General features: G+C 66.6%; 11 protein-coding genes and 1 pseudogene. 11 read left to right on the top strand and 1 reads right to left on the bottom strand.

What is annotated here, in order from left to right; all coding sequences use genetic code 11:
• The first annotated feature begins 77 nt into the window (after positions 1-77).
• The 8 genes from EBB59_RS11020 to EBB59_RS10990 all read left to right on the top strand — a co-directional run bounded on the left by EBB59_RS11020 (position 78) and on the right by EBB59_RS10990 (position 11629).
• On the top strand, positions 78-2567 hold the full coding sequence (locus EBB59_RS11020; RefSeq protein ID WP_122102245.1) for a DNA topoisomerase I: 2490 nt from the start codon (positions 78-80) through the stop codon (positions 2565-2567).
• Positions 2568-2660: 93 nt separating this feature from the next.
• Entirely contained in the window at positions 2661-3050 is a 390-nt protein-coding gene (locus tag EBB59_RS11015; protein WP_122102203.1) for a hypothetical protein, read from the top strand.
• 25 nt (positions 3051-3075) lie between these two features.
• Entirely contained in the window at positions 3076-3636 is a 561-nt protein-coding gene (gene tsaC, locus EBB59_RS11010) for an L-threonylcarbamoyladenylate synthase type 1 TsaC (protein ID WP_122102202.1), read from the top strand.
• 79 nt (positions 3637-3715) lie between these two features.
• Positions 3716-8170, top strand: coding sequence for a glutamate synthase large subunit (gene gltB / locus EBB59_RS11005; protein WP_122102201.1), 4455 nt, complete (start codon positions 3716-3718; stop codon positions 8168-8170).
• A complete protein-coding gene (locus EBB59_RS11000; protein ID WP_122102200.1) occupies positions 8167-9645 on the top strand; it encodes an FAD-dependent oxidoreductase in 1479 nt (492 codons plus the stop codon). Before gltB ends, EBB59_RS11000 begins: the two co-directional genes overlap by 4 nt.
• Positions 9646-9695: 50 nt before the next feature.
• The gene (locus EBB59_RS13870) at positions 9696-10412 is read left to right on the top strand and encodes a hypothetical protein (protein WP_158601785.1); all 717 of its coding nucleotides are present in this window, start codon (positions 9696-9698) and stop codon (positions 10410-10412) included.
• Positions 10409-11161 carry a DUF4124 domain-containing protein gene (locus EBB59_RS13865; protein WP_158601784.1) on the top strand — a complete coding sequence of 251 codons (753 nt, stop codon included), beginning with the start codon at positions 10409-10411 and terminating at the stop codon, positions 11159-11161. Before EBB59_RS13870 ends, EBB59_RS13865 begins: the two co-directional genes overlap by 4 nt.
• Before the next feature lie 78 nt (positions 11162-11239).
• Positions 11240-11629 (top strand): cupin domain-containing protein, encoded by a 390-nt coding sequence (locus tag EBB59_RS10990; protein ID WP_122102198.1) that lies wholly within the window; start codon positions 11240-11242, stop codon positions 11627-11629.
• A gap of 296 nt (positions 11630-11925) precedes the next feature.
• Here EBB59_RS10990 and EBB59_RS10985 read toward each other — a convergent pair whose 3' ends face one another.
• On the bottom strand, positions 11926-12702 hold the full coding sequence (locus EBB59_RS10985) for an SDR family oxidoreductase (RefSeq protein WP_122102197.1): 777 nt from the start codon (positions 12700-12702) through the stop codon (positions 11926-11928).
• Between the two features lie 234 nt (positions 12703-12936).
• Between EBB59_RS10985 and EBB59_RS10980 the strand changes: the two genes are divergently transcribed.
• The 3 genes and pseudogenes from EBB59_RS10980 to EBB59_RS13510 form a co-directional block, all read left to right on the top strand.
• Positions 12937-13179, top strand: coding sequence for a hypothetical protein (locus tag EBB59_RS10980; RefSeq protein WP_122102196.1), 243 nt, complete (start codon positions 12937-12939; stop codon positions 13177-13179).
• Positions 13180-13531: 352 nt separating this feature from the next.
• Positions 13532-14164 (top strand): imm11 family protein, encoded by a 633-nt coding sequence (locus tag EBB59_RS10975; RefSeq protein WP_122102195.1) that lies wholly within the window; start codon positions 13532-13534, stop codon positions 14162-14164.
• Positions 14165-14206: 42 nt separating this feature from the next.
• A pseudogene (locus EBB59_RS13510) lies at positions 14207-15206 on the top strand (AHH domain-containing protein); the annotation flags it as partial.

The raw sequence follows: 15206 nt of genomic DNA, 5'->3' as shown, positions 1-15206 counted from the left end.
GGCGCCCGGCGTCCCCCGGGCGCCGGTTTCTGCACTCCCACCTCCCGTTGCGGCCGCGCCGCATGGAACCGCACGCGATGTCCAAGCACCTCCTCATCGTCGAATCACCGGCCAAGGCCAAGACGATCAACAAATACCTCGGCAAGGATTTCCACGTCCTCGCCAGCTACGGCCACGTGCGCGACCTGGTGCCGAAGGAGGGCGCGGTCGATCCCGACGACGACTTCCGCATGCGCTACGAGCTGATCGAGAAAAACGAAAAGCACGTCGCCGCCATCACCAAGGCCGCCAAGGCCGCCGAGGACATCTACCTCGCCACCGACCCGGACCGCGAGGGCGAGGCGATCAGCTGGCACATCGCCGAGATACTGAAAGAAAAGAAGCTACTGAAGGACAAGCCCCTGCACCGGGTCGTGTTCACCGAAATCACCCCGCGCGCGATCCGCGAGGCCATCGCCGAACCGCGCACCATCTCCGCCCCGCTGGTCGATGCCCAACAGGCGCGGCGCGCGCTGGACTACCTGGTGGGCTTCAACCTCTCGCCGGTGCTCTGGCGCAAGGTGCAGCGCGGGCTGTCGGCCGGCCGCGTGCAATCGCCGGCGCTACGGATGATCGTCGAGCGCGAAGAGGAAATCGAAGCCTTCAAGGCGCGCGAATACTGGACGATCGAAGCCGACTGCGCGCATCCCACCCAGCATTTCAGCGCCAAGCTGGTCAAGCTCGACAACAAGAAGTTCGAACAATTCACCCTCACCGATGGCGAATCCGCCGAGGACGCGCGCAAGCGGATCTCCGCCGCCGCCAACGGTCGCCTGCACGTCACCGATGTCGCCAGCAAGGAGCGCAAGCGCCGGCCCTCGCCGCCGTTCACCACTTCCACCCTGCAACAAGAAGCCGCGCGCAAGCTGGGCTTCACCACCCGCAAGACCATGCAGGTGGCGCAGAAACTGTACGAAGGCATCGCCATCGGCGAGGAAGGCACGGTCGGCCTGATCAGCTACATGCGTACCGATTCGGTCAGCCTGTCGCAGGACGCGCTGGGCGAGATCCGCGACGTCATCGCCCGCGATTACGGCACCGCCTCGCTGCCGGACAAGCCCAACTTCTACCAGACCAAATCGAAGAACGCGCAGGAGGCGCACGAGGCGATCCGTCCGACCTCCGCGTTGCGCACGCCGGCGCAGGTCGCGCGCTTCCTGAGCGACGACGAACGCAAGCTCTACGAACTCGTCTGGAAGCGCAGCGTGGCCTGCCAGATGATTCCGGCCACGCTCAATACCGTGACCGTCGAGCTGGCCGCCGGCAGCGAGCACGCCTTCCGCGCCAGCGGCACCACGGTGGTGGTGCCCGGCTTCCTCGCCGTGTACGAAGAGGGCAAGGACCAGAAATCCGCCGAGGACGACGACGAAGGCCGCAAACTGCCGACGATGAAGCCCGGCGACAACGTGCCGCTCGAACGCATCCACGCCGACCAGCATTTCACCCAGCCGCCGCCACGCTACACCGAAGCATCGCTGGTGAAGGCGCTGGAGGAATACGGCATTGGCCGGCCTTCCACCTACGCTTCGATCATCGCCACGCTGCTGTTTCGCAAATACACCGAACTCGAAGGCCGCGCCTTCCGTCCCACCGACGTGGGCCGCGCGGTCTCCAAGTTCCTTTCCTCGCACTTCACCCAATACGTCGATTACGACTTCACCGCCCACATGGAGGACGAGCTGGATGCCGTCTCGCGCGGCGAGGAAGCGTGGGTTCCGCTGATGGAGAAGTTCTGGGGCCCGTTCAAGACCCTCGTGACCGACAAGACCGAAAGCCTCGACCGCACCGACGCCGGCAGCGCGCGCGTGCTCGGCGCCGACCCGGCCAGCGGCAAGGAAGTCAGCGCCCGCATCGGCCGCTTTGGCCCGATGGTGCAGATCGGCACCGTCGAGGACGAGGAAAAACCCCGCTTCGCCTCGCTCACGCCCGGCCAGAGCATCTATTCGATCACCCTGGAACAGGCGCTCAAGCTGTTCGACATGCCCAGGAAACTCGGCGAATCCAACGGCGAGGAAGTCAGCGTCGGCATCGGCCGTTTCGGCCCGTTCGCCAAGCGCGGCGGCACCTATGCCAGCCTGAAGAAAGAGGACGACCCCTACACCATCGATTTCGAGCGCGCGCTCGCCCTGATCGAGGAGAAGGAGGAGATCGCCCGCAACCGCATCATCAGCCAGTGGGAAGGCAGCGACGTGCAAGTGCTGAACGGCCGCTTCGGCCCGTACATCAGCGACGGCGCGATGAACGGCAAGATTCCCAAGGATCGCGACCCGAAATCGCTGACCCTGGAAGAAGCCACCCAAATGCTGGCCGACACGGGCAAACCGGCGCGCAAGGGCTGGGGCAAGAAGGCCGCGGCCAAGACCGTGGCCAAGAAAGCGCCGGCCAGGAAAGCGGCCGCGACCAAGGCGCCGGCGAAAAAAGCGGCCACGAAGAAAACCGTCGCCAGGAAAACCGCGACCAAAAAAGTCGCGACGAAGAAGGCGGCGAAGAAAACCGCCAAGCCCGCCAGCGACGACGCGCCGTTCTGACCGCCCCACGCGGCAGACGGCCTTAGGAGCAACGCCATCGACCCTATCCTGCTGCTTGCCCTGTCAGCGCCGCCCGATCCGGCCGCGGAACGCGTGCTGGCGGAATCGCGTCCGCCGGCCCAGGGCAACCAGGCCAGGGCCAGCGCTTGGCCGGCCGGCCGCTATCGGGTCATCGGCTATGACGCCACCCGAAAGGCCAGCCGCCACCGCAGCCTGGCCGCCAGCGGCAACGAAGACGACGAGGCGCTCCGCCTGCGCCGCACGGCCGATGGCAAGCCCCGCCACGGCCACGCGCGCACCGCGCCCTACGGGGCCGACCGGGTATCCCGGATCGAGGTCAGGTTCGATGACGACGCCATCCCGCGTCGGCGCTCCTATGTGGCGTATGCCGATGACGACAACCTCCACCGGCTGACCCGCGCACGCCCACCGAACGGCCCGAACCGCGACGTCGAAGCATGGTTCGGTGGAATCGATGACTGAGCGCAGCCCTCTCCAATCCACCCCCATGCCGCCCCTGCCCCCCCACGCCGCCGGAAACCGCCTGAAAGCCGGCGCCATCCTCGCCTACCCCACCGAAGGCGTCTGGGGCCTGGGTTGCGATCCATCGAACGAAGCCGCGGTAAGGCGCCTACTCGCAATCAAGCACCGCGACATCGGCAAGGGGCTCATCCTGATCGCCGCCGACGAGACCCAGCTAACCCCGTTCATCGACATGGCGCGCCTGCCCCCCGCGCCGCGCGCCGCCGCGCGCCAAAGCTGGCCCGGCCCGAACACCTGGATCGTGCCGGCCACGGCAAACGCACCCGGCTGGATCACCGGCGCGCATGACGGCATCGCTGTGCGAGTCTCGGCGCACCCCGGGGTCATCGCGCTGTGCACGGCCTTCGGCGGCGCGCTGGTATCGACCAGCGCCAATCTCTCCGGCCAGCCGGCCGCGCGTCGGCGAGGCGAGCTGGACCCCACGCTTCTCGCCCGCATCGACGGTGTGTGCGAAGGCGAAACCGACGGCCGCGACGCACCCAGCCTGATCCGCGACGCCCGCAGCGGCGCCATCGTGCGCGGCTAGACCAAAGTCCACACCGGAGCGAATTGCGGCGGCGCACAAATTGTGCTGTATTCAGGGGCCACGCCAGCCGGACCCCGCGATGCACACGCGCAGTCTCTACGCCAGCGACACCGAACACGACAGCTGCGGCTTCGGCATGATCGCGCGCGTCCGCGGCGACGCCGAACGCACCTTGATCGACGATGCGCTGAACGCGCTCTCGCGCATGACCCATCGCGGCGGCGTAGCCGCCGACGGCCTGTCCGGCGATGGCTGCGGCGTGCTGATCGCCGGCGCGGAATCCTTCATCCGGCTGCTGGCGGAAGAGGCCGGCCTCGGCGCGCGCGCCGACACGCCGCTCGCCACCGGGCTGGTATTCCTGCCGACTGACGAGCGCGCCGCCGCGCGCTGCGTCGTCGCGCTGGAAACGCATCTGGCCGATGCCGGCATCGATACCCTCGGCTGGCGCGAAGTGCCGCTCGATGTCTCGATCTGCGGCGCGCTGGCGCAACGCACGCGTCCACTCATCCGCCAGGTGTTCGCGCAAACGCGCGGGGCGGGCGCGCTCCCCGCCTTCGAGCGCGCCCTCTACGCCGCCCGCCTGCGCGCCGAACGCGACCTGGCCGACGAAGCCGATTTCCATGTCGTCGGCTTGAGCGCGCGCCTCATCAACTACAAGGGCATGGTGTTGCCGCAGCACCTCGCCACGCTCTATCCCGACCTGCAACGACCTGAACTCATCGCCCGCGCGGTGGTGTTCCACCAACGCTTCTCCACCAACACGCTGCCGCGCTGGAAGCTGGCGCATCCGTTCCGCCGCCTCGCCCACAACGGCGAGATCAACAGCATCGAAGGCAACCGCCGCTGGGCCGAAGCGCGCCGTGGCCTGTGGCGCTCGCCGCTGCTGGACATCGACGATGTCGGCAGCCCCATCGCCATGCGCGGCTCCGATTCGCAATCGCTCGATTCCGCGCTGGAATGGCTGCTCGCCGGCGGCATGGACATCCCCAAGGCGATGCGCATCCTGATCCCCCCGGCGACGCAATCGCTGGAGTTCAAGGATGCCGATCTGGCCGCCTTCTACGAGTATTACGCGATCAACTCGGAACCCTGGGACGGCCCGGCCGGGGTGGTGATGTGCGATGGCCGCCACGCCGCCTGCACGCTCGACCGCAATGGCTTGCGTCCGGCGCGCTGGATTCTTTCCGACGATGGCCGCTTCCTGATCGCCTCGGAAACCGGGGTCTGGGACATCGCGCCGGAGCAGGTGGCCGCGCGCGGCAAGCTTGGCCCCGGCGAGATGATCGCGGTCGATTTAGAAAACGACACGCTGCTCGACAGCGACGCCATCGACGAACTCAACCGCCGGCGCGCGCCCTACAAAGAGTGGCTGAAGCACGGCATGACCTATCTGCATACCGAGCTGATCGACCCGGCGCTCGCCGACGCCCCCTTCCCACCGGGCGTGCTGGCCGGCTTCCAGAAATTGCACCAGCTCACCCGCGAGGAAATCGACTACGTGCTGCGGCCGCTGGCCGATACCGAGCAGGAAGGCATCGGATCGATGGGCGACGACGTGCCGATGGCGGTGCTGAGCCAGCGCGTGCGCCCGCTCTACGACTGCTTCCGCCAGGCGTTCGCGCAAGTGACCAACCCGCCGATCGACCCGCTGCGCGAAGCCTGCGTGATGACGCTGGCCACGCAGATCGGCCGCGAGGGCAATCTATTCGTGGACGCGGCTTCGAACGTCGATCACGTCATCCTCAACTCACCCGTGCTCTCGCAGCGCAAGCTGCACCAACTGCTGCGGATGGAACGCTTCGCCACGGCGCATCGCTACCTCGACCTGCAATTCGCCGGCGGCGAACGCCTCGACTCCGCCCTCGATCGCCTGTGCCGGGAAGCCGATGCCGCCGCGCGCGAAGGCATCGAGCTGCTGATCCTCTCCGACCGCCGCCCGCGCCCCGACGCCATCCCGGTACACGCGCTGCTCGCCACCGGCGCCATCCACCAGCACCTGGTACGGGCCGGGCTGCGCTGCGACGTCAACCTGATCGTCGAGACCGGCAGCGCGCGCGATCCGCATCATTTCGCCTGCCTGATCGGCTACGGCGCGACCGCCGTCTACCCGTATCTTGCCTACCAGACACTGCACGCGCTCGGCAACGCCGGCATCCTGGCCGGCAAACATGCCAGCGAGCCGCGCGAATACGGACGCAGCTACCGCCGCGGCATCAAGAAAGGCTTGCTGAAGATCCTCTCGAAGATGGGCATCGCCAACATCGCCAGCTATCGCGGCGCGCAGTTGTTCGAGATTGTCGGGCTGGCCGACGAGGTGGTGTCGAAATGCTTCGCCGGAACGCCCTCGCGCATCCAGGGCACGGGTTTCGCCCGGCTGGAGGAAGACGCCCGCCTGCTCGCCGCCTTCGGCTGGGACGCCACCACCACGCCCGAGCCCGGTGGGCTGATGCGCTGGATGCACGGCGGCGAATACCACCAGTACCACCCCGAAGTGGTGATGGCGCTGCAACAGGCGGTGCACTCGGGCAGCCGCGAGGACTGGCGAAAATATCGCCAGTTCATCGACCAGCGCCCGGCCGCCGCGCTGCGCGACCTGCTGCGGCTGCGCGAAGCCGCGACGCCGATCCCGCTCGACGAGGTGGAGCCGGTATCGCGCATCGTGCGCCGTTTCGACTCCGCCGCGATGAGCCTCGGCGCGCTCTCCCCCGAGGCGCACGAGGCGCTGGCCATCGCCATGAACCGGCTCGGTGCGCGCAGCAATTCCGGCGAAGGCGGCGAGGACCCGGCGCGCTACCGCGACGAGCGCCGCAGCGCGATCAAGCAGATCGCCTCGGGCCGTTTCGGCGTGACCCCGGAATATCTGGTCAACGCCGACGTGCTGCAAATCAAGGTCGCCCAGGGCGCGAAGCCCGGCGAGGGCGGACAGCTGCCGGGCAACAAGGTGGATGCGTTGATCGCGCGGCTGCGCTACGCCAAGCCCGGCATCGGCCTGATCTCCCCGCCGCCGCATCACGACATCTATTCCATCGAGGACCTGGCGCAACTGATCTTCGACCTGCGCCAGGTCAATCCCCACGCGCTGATCTCGGTGAAGCTGGTCGCCCATGCCGGCGTCGGCACCATCGCCGCCGGCGTAGCGAAGGCCGGCGCCGACATGCTGACCATCTCCGGCCACGACGGCGGCACCGGCGCCAGCCCGCTCGGCTCGATCCGCTATGCCGGCATCCCGTGGGAACTGGGGCTTTCCGAAGCCCGGCAGGCTTTGCAGGCCAACGAACTGCGCGGCCAGGTGATCATGCAGACCGACGGCGGCCTGAAGAGCGGGCTGGACGTGGTGAAAGCCGCGATCCTCGGCGCCGACAGCTTCGGCTTCGGCACCGCGCCGATGATCGCGCTGGGCTGCAAGTACCTGCGCATCTGCCATCTCAACAATTGCGCCACCGGCGTGGCCACGCAGGACGCGCGCCTGCGCCAGGATCACTTCAACGGCCTGCCCGAGCGCGTCGAGTGCTTCTTCCGCCACGTGGCCGAGGACGTGCGCGAATGGCTGGCGAAGCTCGGCGCCCGCACGCTCGACGAAATCATCGGCCGCACCGAATTGCTGCAACAGATCGAAACGATGCCGCGCGATCACGTCGGCATCGATCTTTCCCGCCTCCTGCAACGCGACGCCGCCCAGCCCGCCGCCTACTGCGGCGCGCCGGCGCTGCAAACGCCCGGCGGCGGCCTGGCCGAGCGCTTGCAGGCGCGGCTGGCCGACGCCATCGCGCGCAAACGCGGCGGCACGGCGAGCGAATCCATCGGCAATACCGATCGCAGCATCGGCGCGGCGCTGTCCGGGCTGATCGCGCGCCGGCACGGCAACCTCGGCATGAGCGACGCCCCGGTCACGCTCAAGCTCCAGGGCGTGGCCGGGCAGAGTTTCGGCGCGTTCAACGCCGGTGGCCTGCACCTCGAACTCACCGGCGAGGCCAACGATTACGTCGGCAAGGGCATGGCCGGCGGGCGCATCGTCATCCGCCCGTTCGCGGCATCGAAACTCGCCACCCAGGACACCCCGATCCTCGGCAACACCTGCCTCTATGGCGCCACCGGCGGCGAGCTGTACGCCGCGGGCCGCGCCGGCGAGCGCTTCGCCGTGCGCAACTCCGGCGCGCTGGCGGTGCTGGAGGGCGCGGGCGAGCACTGCTGCGAATACATGACCGGCGGCGTGGTCGCGGTACTGGGCCGCACCGGCGGCAACTTCGGCGCCGGCTTCACCGGCGGCCTCGCCTACGTGCTGGATGTCGAGCGCGATTTCGTCGACCGCTACAACCACGAGCTGATCGACATCGTGCGCATATCGCCCGAAGGCATGGAGCATCACCGCCAGCATCTGCTCGACCTCATCACCCTGCATGCGCGGCACACAGGCAGCCGGTGGAGCGCGAAGCTGCTGGACGATTTCCGCGACGTCATCGGCCGCTTCTGGCTGGTGAAGCCGAAGGCGGCCAGCCTGGAATCCCTGGCCCACGAACTGAGGCGCGCCGCATGAGCCGGAAACAGGTCTTTCAGTTCCTCGACATCCCGCGCGAGATGCCGGCGAAAAAACCGCTGGAATTGCGCTTGGCCGGCGACTGGAGCGAACTCTACGGCGGCTACACCCCGGACACCGCCGCCGCGCAGGCCGGGCGCTGTCTCGATTGCGGCAACCCCTATTGCCAGGTGAAGTGCCCGCTGCACAACTTCATCCCGGAATGGCTGCGCCTGCTCGACGAAGGCCGCCTCTTCGACGCCGCCGAGCGCTGCCACGAAACCAACCCGCTACCGGAAATCTGCGGGCGCGTGTGCCCGCAGGATCGCCTGTGCGAAGGCGCCTGTACGCTCAACGACGGCTTCGGCGCGGTCAGCATCGGCGCGGCGGAAAAAGCCATCGCCGACCGCGCCCTCGGCGACGGCTGGCGGCCCGACCTCTCCCGCGTCGGCGCCACCGGCAAGCGCGTCGCGGTGATCGGCGCGGGCCCGGCCGGCCTCTCCTGCGCCGACCGGCTCGCCCATGCCGGCATCCACGCCCGCGTGTTCGACCGCTACGAGGACATCGGCGGCCTGCTGCGCTACGGCATCCCCGCCTTCAAGCTGGAAAAACGCGTACTCGACCTGCGCCGCGAAGTGCTCGAAGGCATGGGCATCGAATTCCGCCTCGGCGTGGAAGTGGGCCGCGACATCGCCATCGGACAACTGCTGGAGGATTTCGATGCCGTCTTCATCGGCACCGGCGCCTACCGCTATACCGATGGCGGCCTGCCGGGCCAGGAACTGCGAGGCGTGCTGCCGGCGCTGCCCTTCCTGATCGGCCACGGCCGCGAGGTGGAGGGCGTGCCCGGGGCCGCCGCGCGCCCGGTCGCCGGCTGGGAACACACGCTCGCCCTGCCGGCGGTGCGCGGCAAGCGCGTGGTGGTGCTGGGCGGCGGCGACACCGGCATGGATTGCGTGCGCGCCTCGGTGCGGCTTGGCGCGGCGGAAGTCACCTGCGTCTACCGCCGCGACGAAGCCAGCATGCCCGGCTCGGCGCGCGAAGTGGCGAACGCGCGCGAGGAAGGCGTGCGCTTCCTCTTCAACCGCCAGCCGCTGGAAATCCTCGGCGACGCCGACGGCCGCGCAAGCGGCGTGCGGATGGCGCAAACCGAACCCGGCCCCGCCAACACCGCTGGACGCCGCGGCGCGCGGATCATCGAAGGCAACGAAACCGTGCTGGACGCCGACATCGTGCTGATCGCCTTCGGCTTCTCGCCGGAACTGCCGACGTGGCTGGGCGAAGCCAGCGTTGACGCACAGGCCGATGGCCGCATCCGCGTCGGTCCGGACGCCGTGCCGCGGGCGCTGCCGTTCCAGACCACCCATCCGCGCCTGTTCGCGGGCGGCGATGCCGTGCGCGGGGCCGATCTGGTCGTCACCGCCGTGGCCGAAGGCCGCGATGCCGCCGCCGCCATCGCCCGCTTCCTGGGCGACAAACCCGCCGTGGCCGGCTAAACCAGCCGCCGCCACTTTCGTCTTCACGACAAGCGGCGCATGATGCCGCCATGCGAATCCCGTGGCTGCCCTTGTCGCTCCTGCCGCTGGCGATGGCCGCCATCGCCGCCGCCGCGCGCGCCGACGACCTCACCCTCTACCGCTGCCTCGACGCCAAGGGCAGACAGACCCTGCGCGACTCGCCTTGCCAACCCAACGAAAAACAACAGACCCGGCAGATGATCCGCCCGCGCGACCCGCCGCGCGCGCCGGTCGTGCGCACGCCCCCACCACCGCCCCCGCCGCCCATGCGCGAAACCGTGCGCTACATGACGCTGGCCGCGCCGCGTCCGCTGTACGAATGCCAAGCGCCCGACGGCGGCCGCTACACCAGCGAATCGCCACAGGGCCGGGCGCGCTGGCAACCACTGTGGATCGGCCTGCCGGTGACGCCGGGATCCCCAGGCTGGCCGCCGATGCCCGTGACCGAAAGCGGCGCGGCCAGTATCCACTACCGCGACCGCCACACCTCGGTGCGGATCGACAGCGGACGGCGACTGATCGGCGCCCCCATCCACGGCGGCCACGCCTACCCCGTCAACGCCGGCACCTGGGTCTACGACACCTGCACACCCCTGCCGCAGGCCGAAGTCTGCGCACGGCTGTCCGAGCGTCAGTCCGAAATCCGTCGCCGCTACTTCCAGGCCATGCCGAGCGAACGCGCCACACTGGACCGGGAATCGGCCGGCATCGACACCCGCCTCGCCACCGAATGCCCCCCACGATGACGCACCCTTCCGCCCAGCGGCCGCTGCTCGCCCTCCTCCTCGCGATCGCCGGCGCCTCGCCCGCCGGCGCGCAAAAACGCCCGCCCACCGCCGCCCCACTGACGGTCTATCGCTGCGTCGATGCCACCGGCAACGTCACCCTGCAAAACGGCGTGCCCTGTCCCAAAGGGCAGTCGCAGCAAACCCGCACCATGCTGGCGCCTCCACCCCTAAAGCCAGCGGCGGCCCCCATCGCCTCATCCCCCGTGATGTGCGTGGATGCCACCGGCGACATCCCCCCGCAAACGGGCCCGTCCTGCCCCACCGGGCAATCGGCGCGGGCACCCGCCGCGCGGGCCGCCCCCGCCCCGCCCCCGCCGCCCCCGCCGCCGCCGCCAGCCACCGTGGCGGCCCCGCCCCCCGAGCCACTGCCCCCGCCGCCGCTGTACCGCTGCCGCGCCTGGAGCGGCGGCAACAGCTATCTCAGCGAGGATGGCGAGCGCAAACCCCGCTGCGAGGAACTCAGCGTGCGCGGCATCGATGGCGACGGCAAGGACAGCGGCGCCACCGCCTGCGAGATGCGCGAAGACCACTGCGAACGCATCCCCGACCAGGAATTGTGCGAAGCATGGAAGCAGTACGACCGCCAGGCGGAGTCGCTGGTGCGGCTGGAGAACCCCGAACTCGCCGCGAAAGCCAGCGCGCTCCATCTGCGCACCCGCCGCGTGATGAGCGCCACCAGTTGCGCCACGCCCCCCGCTGGCCCCTGATCCAGCTTGAGGCCACTCAAGCCATCTTCATCAATCCACGGCATCATGTGGGCCTGGTTCACGAAAAGGAGAAGCCCGATGAAGGGTTATGTCGACGACATCGAGAAAGCCACCGAAGACAACACCGACTACCGCCGCGTCCTCTACACCGGCAAGCATCTGCAACTGGTGCTGATGTGCCTTCAGCCCGGCGAGGAGATCGGCGCCGAAGTACACGATACCCACGACCAGTTCTTCCGCTTCGAAGCCGGCAAGGGCGAGGTGGTGATCGATGGCCTCACCCACACGATCGGCGCCGACATGGGCGTGATCGTCCCGGCCGGCGCCCGCCACAACGTCATCAACACCGGCGACGCGCCGCTCAAGCTCTACACCCTGTACGGCCCGCCGGAACACCGCGACGGCGTGCTGCAACCGACCAAGGCCGACGAGACCGAAGAACATTTCGACGGCAAGACCACGGAATAAGGCCGGCACGCGCCGGGTGGCCGCCATGCCGCCCGGCGTTTCCCCTCGCGGCCGGCCCCGCACTTCCAGCCATACCGCGCCGGCGTTTCGCGCCAGCGCTCACCCGCGCCCAGCTTGAGACCACACCAGACACGCACGGGGCAAACCAAGCGCGCAACGCGGCCATCGTTCGAAGCGATTTACCGGTGCGTCCGGCCTTCTCGTCCGGGCCGCTGCCCCGCACCCTTCGATGTCAAAACCAGCCAGCGTCGCTCAAACGCGCCGCAAACGCAGCGCGCCACCGCCCCGGCCGGCGCTCAGAACCCGTGGCGCAGAAAGCCGCCATCCACCGCGATGCACTCGCCGGTGATGTAGGCGGCCGCCGGCAGGCAGAGAAAAGCGACCGCCGCCGCCACTTCCCGCGGCTCGCCGACACGGCCCATCGGCGTGCGCGAGAGCACCTCGTCGAGATAATCGGGATCGGCCAGTTTTCGTGAAGTGCGCCGGGTGCGGATGTACCACGGCGCAACCGCGTTGACGCGCACCCCGTCCTCGGCCCACTCGACGGCCAGATTGCGCGTCATCTGGTGCATCGCCGCCTTGCTCATGCCATAGGCCACGCCGGTACGGACGTGGGTCAGCCCCGACACGCTGCCGACATTGACGATGCTGGAAACGGCATGCCGGGTCAGCAGCGGATGCACGTAACGGCACAGCTCGAAAGCGCTGAAGGTGTTGAGCTCGAAAATCTCGCGCCACTCGTCATCCGCGTAATCGGTGGCCGGACGCGAGAGATTCCCCCCCGCGTTGTTGACCAGAATGTTGAGATCGCCGCCGAAATCCTCCACCCAGTCGAACAGCGCCTGACGGTCGCCGCCATCGGCAACGTCGGCGGCGAACACATGCGCCTCGCCCCCCGGGATTTCCGCCTCCAGCTCCTCGCGCGCCGCCTCCAGCGCGTCCTCGTCGCGCGCGGTCATGAGCACCGTGGCGCCAAAGCCCAACAGCTCGGCGGCAATGGCGCGGCCGATACCGGCGCTCGCCCCCGTCACCAATGCAAGTTGCCCGTCCAACCGCCAGCGATGCGTGGTCATCGGCCTGCTCCCTCAATTATTCGACCGCACTAGCATAGCCGCAGCCCAACGAAGAATTGCCGATGAAACGCCCGGCTTTTTGACCGCCAATGCGGAAACCGTTCCGGCGCAACTCCAGGCGCCCGGCCATGCCCCCCTCACCCCCAATGCACCCGGCGATCCGACATTGCGAAGCCGGAGCCTTCGTCATGTGTCATCCATGGCAACCCACCCTTCGACCGAGGAAATTCTTCCATGACCCAAACCATCGCCCACATAAAACTCAAAGCGGCCGCCGAACATTTGGAGTGGGTGCTGAAGCAATACCCGAACAATGAAGATGTGCGAGCACTGCCGCACGGCTTGCCGCCGCTGATTGAGGATGCGAAAGCGGGAAGCGTCAAAGAACCAATAAAGCAGCCCCCCTTCGAACCCAGATTTTCAAATGGGAATTACAGGAATCATAAAAACCCAAATATCGAAGATGCTTATTATTAATTCTCCGTGGAAACACGAGTGGGATGAGATGATACAGAGATGGAGCTCATAGCCAAGGTGGAAGCAATGCGGAAAGCCAAGGCCACAGAAAGCACCCCATTATGAGCCGGCATGACACGACTACAATGCAATGAAGCTGATTTCTGGAGAAGAAACCTTTTGCGACCATGTTCTTCGTGATGCAGTGATGCAATCAAATCCCACAGGCGTCAGGTTCATTGATGCTGCCGACTGTTGATCGACCACCCGATCTCTTATAAGGTTATTGAACGTGAATTTCATTGAATTTTAATCCACCAACCTTTCAACCCCTATCCAGATCAGCGCGACAAAACTTACGAGGGAAATCACCATGACCAATGAAACCGCAATTCCTGTCACGTATGACAGTACGCATCAAATAGGTAAGTTCTACATCATTCAAAATGACATTCGTGGCGGAAAGGGCCACGGCTTAGAGTTTGCCAATGAAAAGGCTCTTAGAGTTCCTGGTACTTTCAGAATCCCCTCCCCTAACGGCGACCCCAAGCAATACTCCGAGAAACCAAAACTGATCCATGTGCCGGAATTGGGGGCCATGCCGCGAGACCTGGAGAGCTTGGCTGGCATCTGGATTGTTTCCGAACGGTTGAAGCAGCTATTTGAATCCATCGATCCCGAAGGATTTGCATTTGTAGCCTGTGACTTCGCGCTTGCCGATGGCTCACCCGGCGACCAACGTTATCTCTGTAATGTCGTGCGCACACTGGATGCACTCGATGAAGAAGCGTCAAGACTTAAGATAGAGAAGGGTGATTTTGTCAATGGCAAATATTACGACCGTTCTGGTGGGGCAAATCTTACCTTCAAAGAAGAATCTATTGGCTCATCGCACATATTCCGCACGCCTTTCGCACTTACGATATTTTGCGATCATATTCTTCATGATGCAGTGATGCAGTCAAAGCTGACAGGCATCAGATTCATTGATGCCGCTGACTGTTAATCAATTTCATCATTCACAGAATTTTGAATGGGAGTATCTGTAATGGCCGACAGACCAGCCTTCCAAGGTCATCACATTATTGAGCAAGTAGCTTTTCGAGACAGCCAGTTGTTGCGAGCACTATCGGAACAAGGTCTTTTCGACCTACACGGCTCTCGCAATATGCTTAACCTACCAGCCAATCAGGTGTTGGCAACCAACCTCGGTGTATCGCCGCACACAGGTGGTCCTTTAAGCGGGTATTCGGACGGTGTGCAATTGCGGCTAGAACGATTACAGCTTACACCCGACGGCCAAGCCACCCTTGACGGCGACCGATCCGCCGCCCAACGCATCGCCACTCGGGTCAATGGGCTGACCGACACACTCAAAGCCGGCTTGATCAACGGCGACCTCGTCACCAATACGCCGCAAGGCATGACACCCGAGCAAGCCAATTCTCAGATTCGCGCCTTCTTCGGCGATATCGACGGCTACCAACGTACCCATGCCAAACAAATCGCGGAAATCAGCACGATGTCCGCACCAGAATCGCGCTGGGCAACCATCACCCAATCCGAAACCCACCTCAGGCAAACGCTGGACGCCATCGACCCACCGGGCAGCACTGCGCTCAGTGAGCGCTGGGGCGGCCGGCCATCGCTCGGCACCGCGATTGCCGATGCCAATCAAGCCGGCCGTCTGCCAGTATCCGAAGCCCTGGATGTACGTCTACGCACGACATTCCCACAGCAGATGCCCCTCATATTGGCCGGTGCGCCGGTGGGGCCGGAAACCAGCACCATACGCACCCCCGCCCCCGGCGGCCGGGCCGTTCGCGTTGCCGGCGCGGCCGGCGTCGCCCTGTTGGCCCACGACTTCATCGATACCGGCCACCGCGTCGTCCAACTGCATACCCAAGGCAACGAACCCGGTGCGGATTCCGCGCAGAACCATTTCATCGGCCGCAATGCCGGCGGCATGGCCGGCGGTTTCCTGTTCGGCGCCGGCTATGGCGCGGCCACCGGCGCCTGGACCGGGCCCGGCGCATTCCTCACCGGCA

The organism is Solilutibacter pythonis, assembly GCF_003697345.1.
GTDB classification, from domain to species: domain Bacteria; phylum Pseudomonadota; class Gammaproteobacteria; order Xanthomonadales; family Xanthomonadaceae; genus Solilutibacter; species Solilutibacter pythonis.
This window is presented reverse-complemented; position numbering and strand designations above follow the sequence as displayed.

What these genes read in the sequence shown, in the direction of transcription:
- EBB59_RS11020 (WP_122102245.1), top strand. Translation starts at nt 78, where the DNA reads ATGTCCAAGCACCTCCTCATCGTCGAATCACCGGCCAAGGCCAAGACG.
- tsaC (WP_122102202.1), top strand. Translation starts at nt 3,076, where the DNA reads ATGCCGCCCCTGCCCCCCCACGCCGCCGGAAACCGCCTGAAAGCCGGC.
- gltB (WP_122102201.1), top strand. Translation starts at nt 3,716, where the DNA reads ATGCACACGCGCAGTCTCTACGCCAGCGACACCGAACACGACAGCTGC.
- EBB59_RS11000 (WP_122102200.1), top strand. Translation starts at nt 8,167, where the DNA reads ATGAGCCGGAAACAGGTCTTTCAGTTCCTCGACATCCCGCGCGAGATG.
- EBB59_RS13870 (WP_158601785.1), top strand. Translation starts at nt 9,696, where the DNA reads ATGCGAATCCCGTGGCTGCCCTTGTCGCTCCTGCCGCTGGCGATGGCC.
- EBB59_RS13865 (WP_158601784.1), top strand. Translation starts at nt 10,409, where the DNA reads ATGACGCACCCTTCCGCCCAGCGGCCGCTGCTCGCCCTCCTCCTCGCG.
- EBB59_RS10990 (WP_122102198.1), top strand. Translation starts at nt 11,240, where the DNA reads ATGAAGGGTTATGTCGACGACATCGAGAAAGCCACCGAAGACAACACC.
- EBB59_RS10985 (WP_122102197.1), bottom strand. Translation starts at nt 12,702, where the DNA reads ATGACCACGCATCGCTGGCGGTTGGACGGGCAACTTGCATTGGTGACG.
- EBB59_RS10980 (WP_122102196.1), top strand. Translation starts at nt 12,937, where the DNA reads ATGACCCAAACCATCGCCCACATAAAACTCAAAGCGGCCGCCGAACAT.
- EBB59_RS10975 (WP_122102195.1), top strand. Translation starts at nt 13,532, where the DNA reads ATGACCAATGAAACCGCAATTCCTGTCACGTATGACAGTACGCATCAA.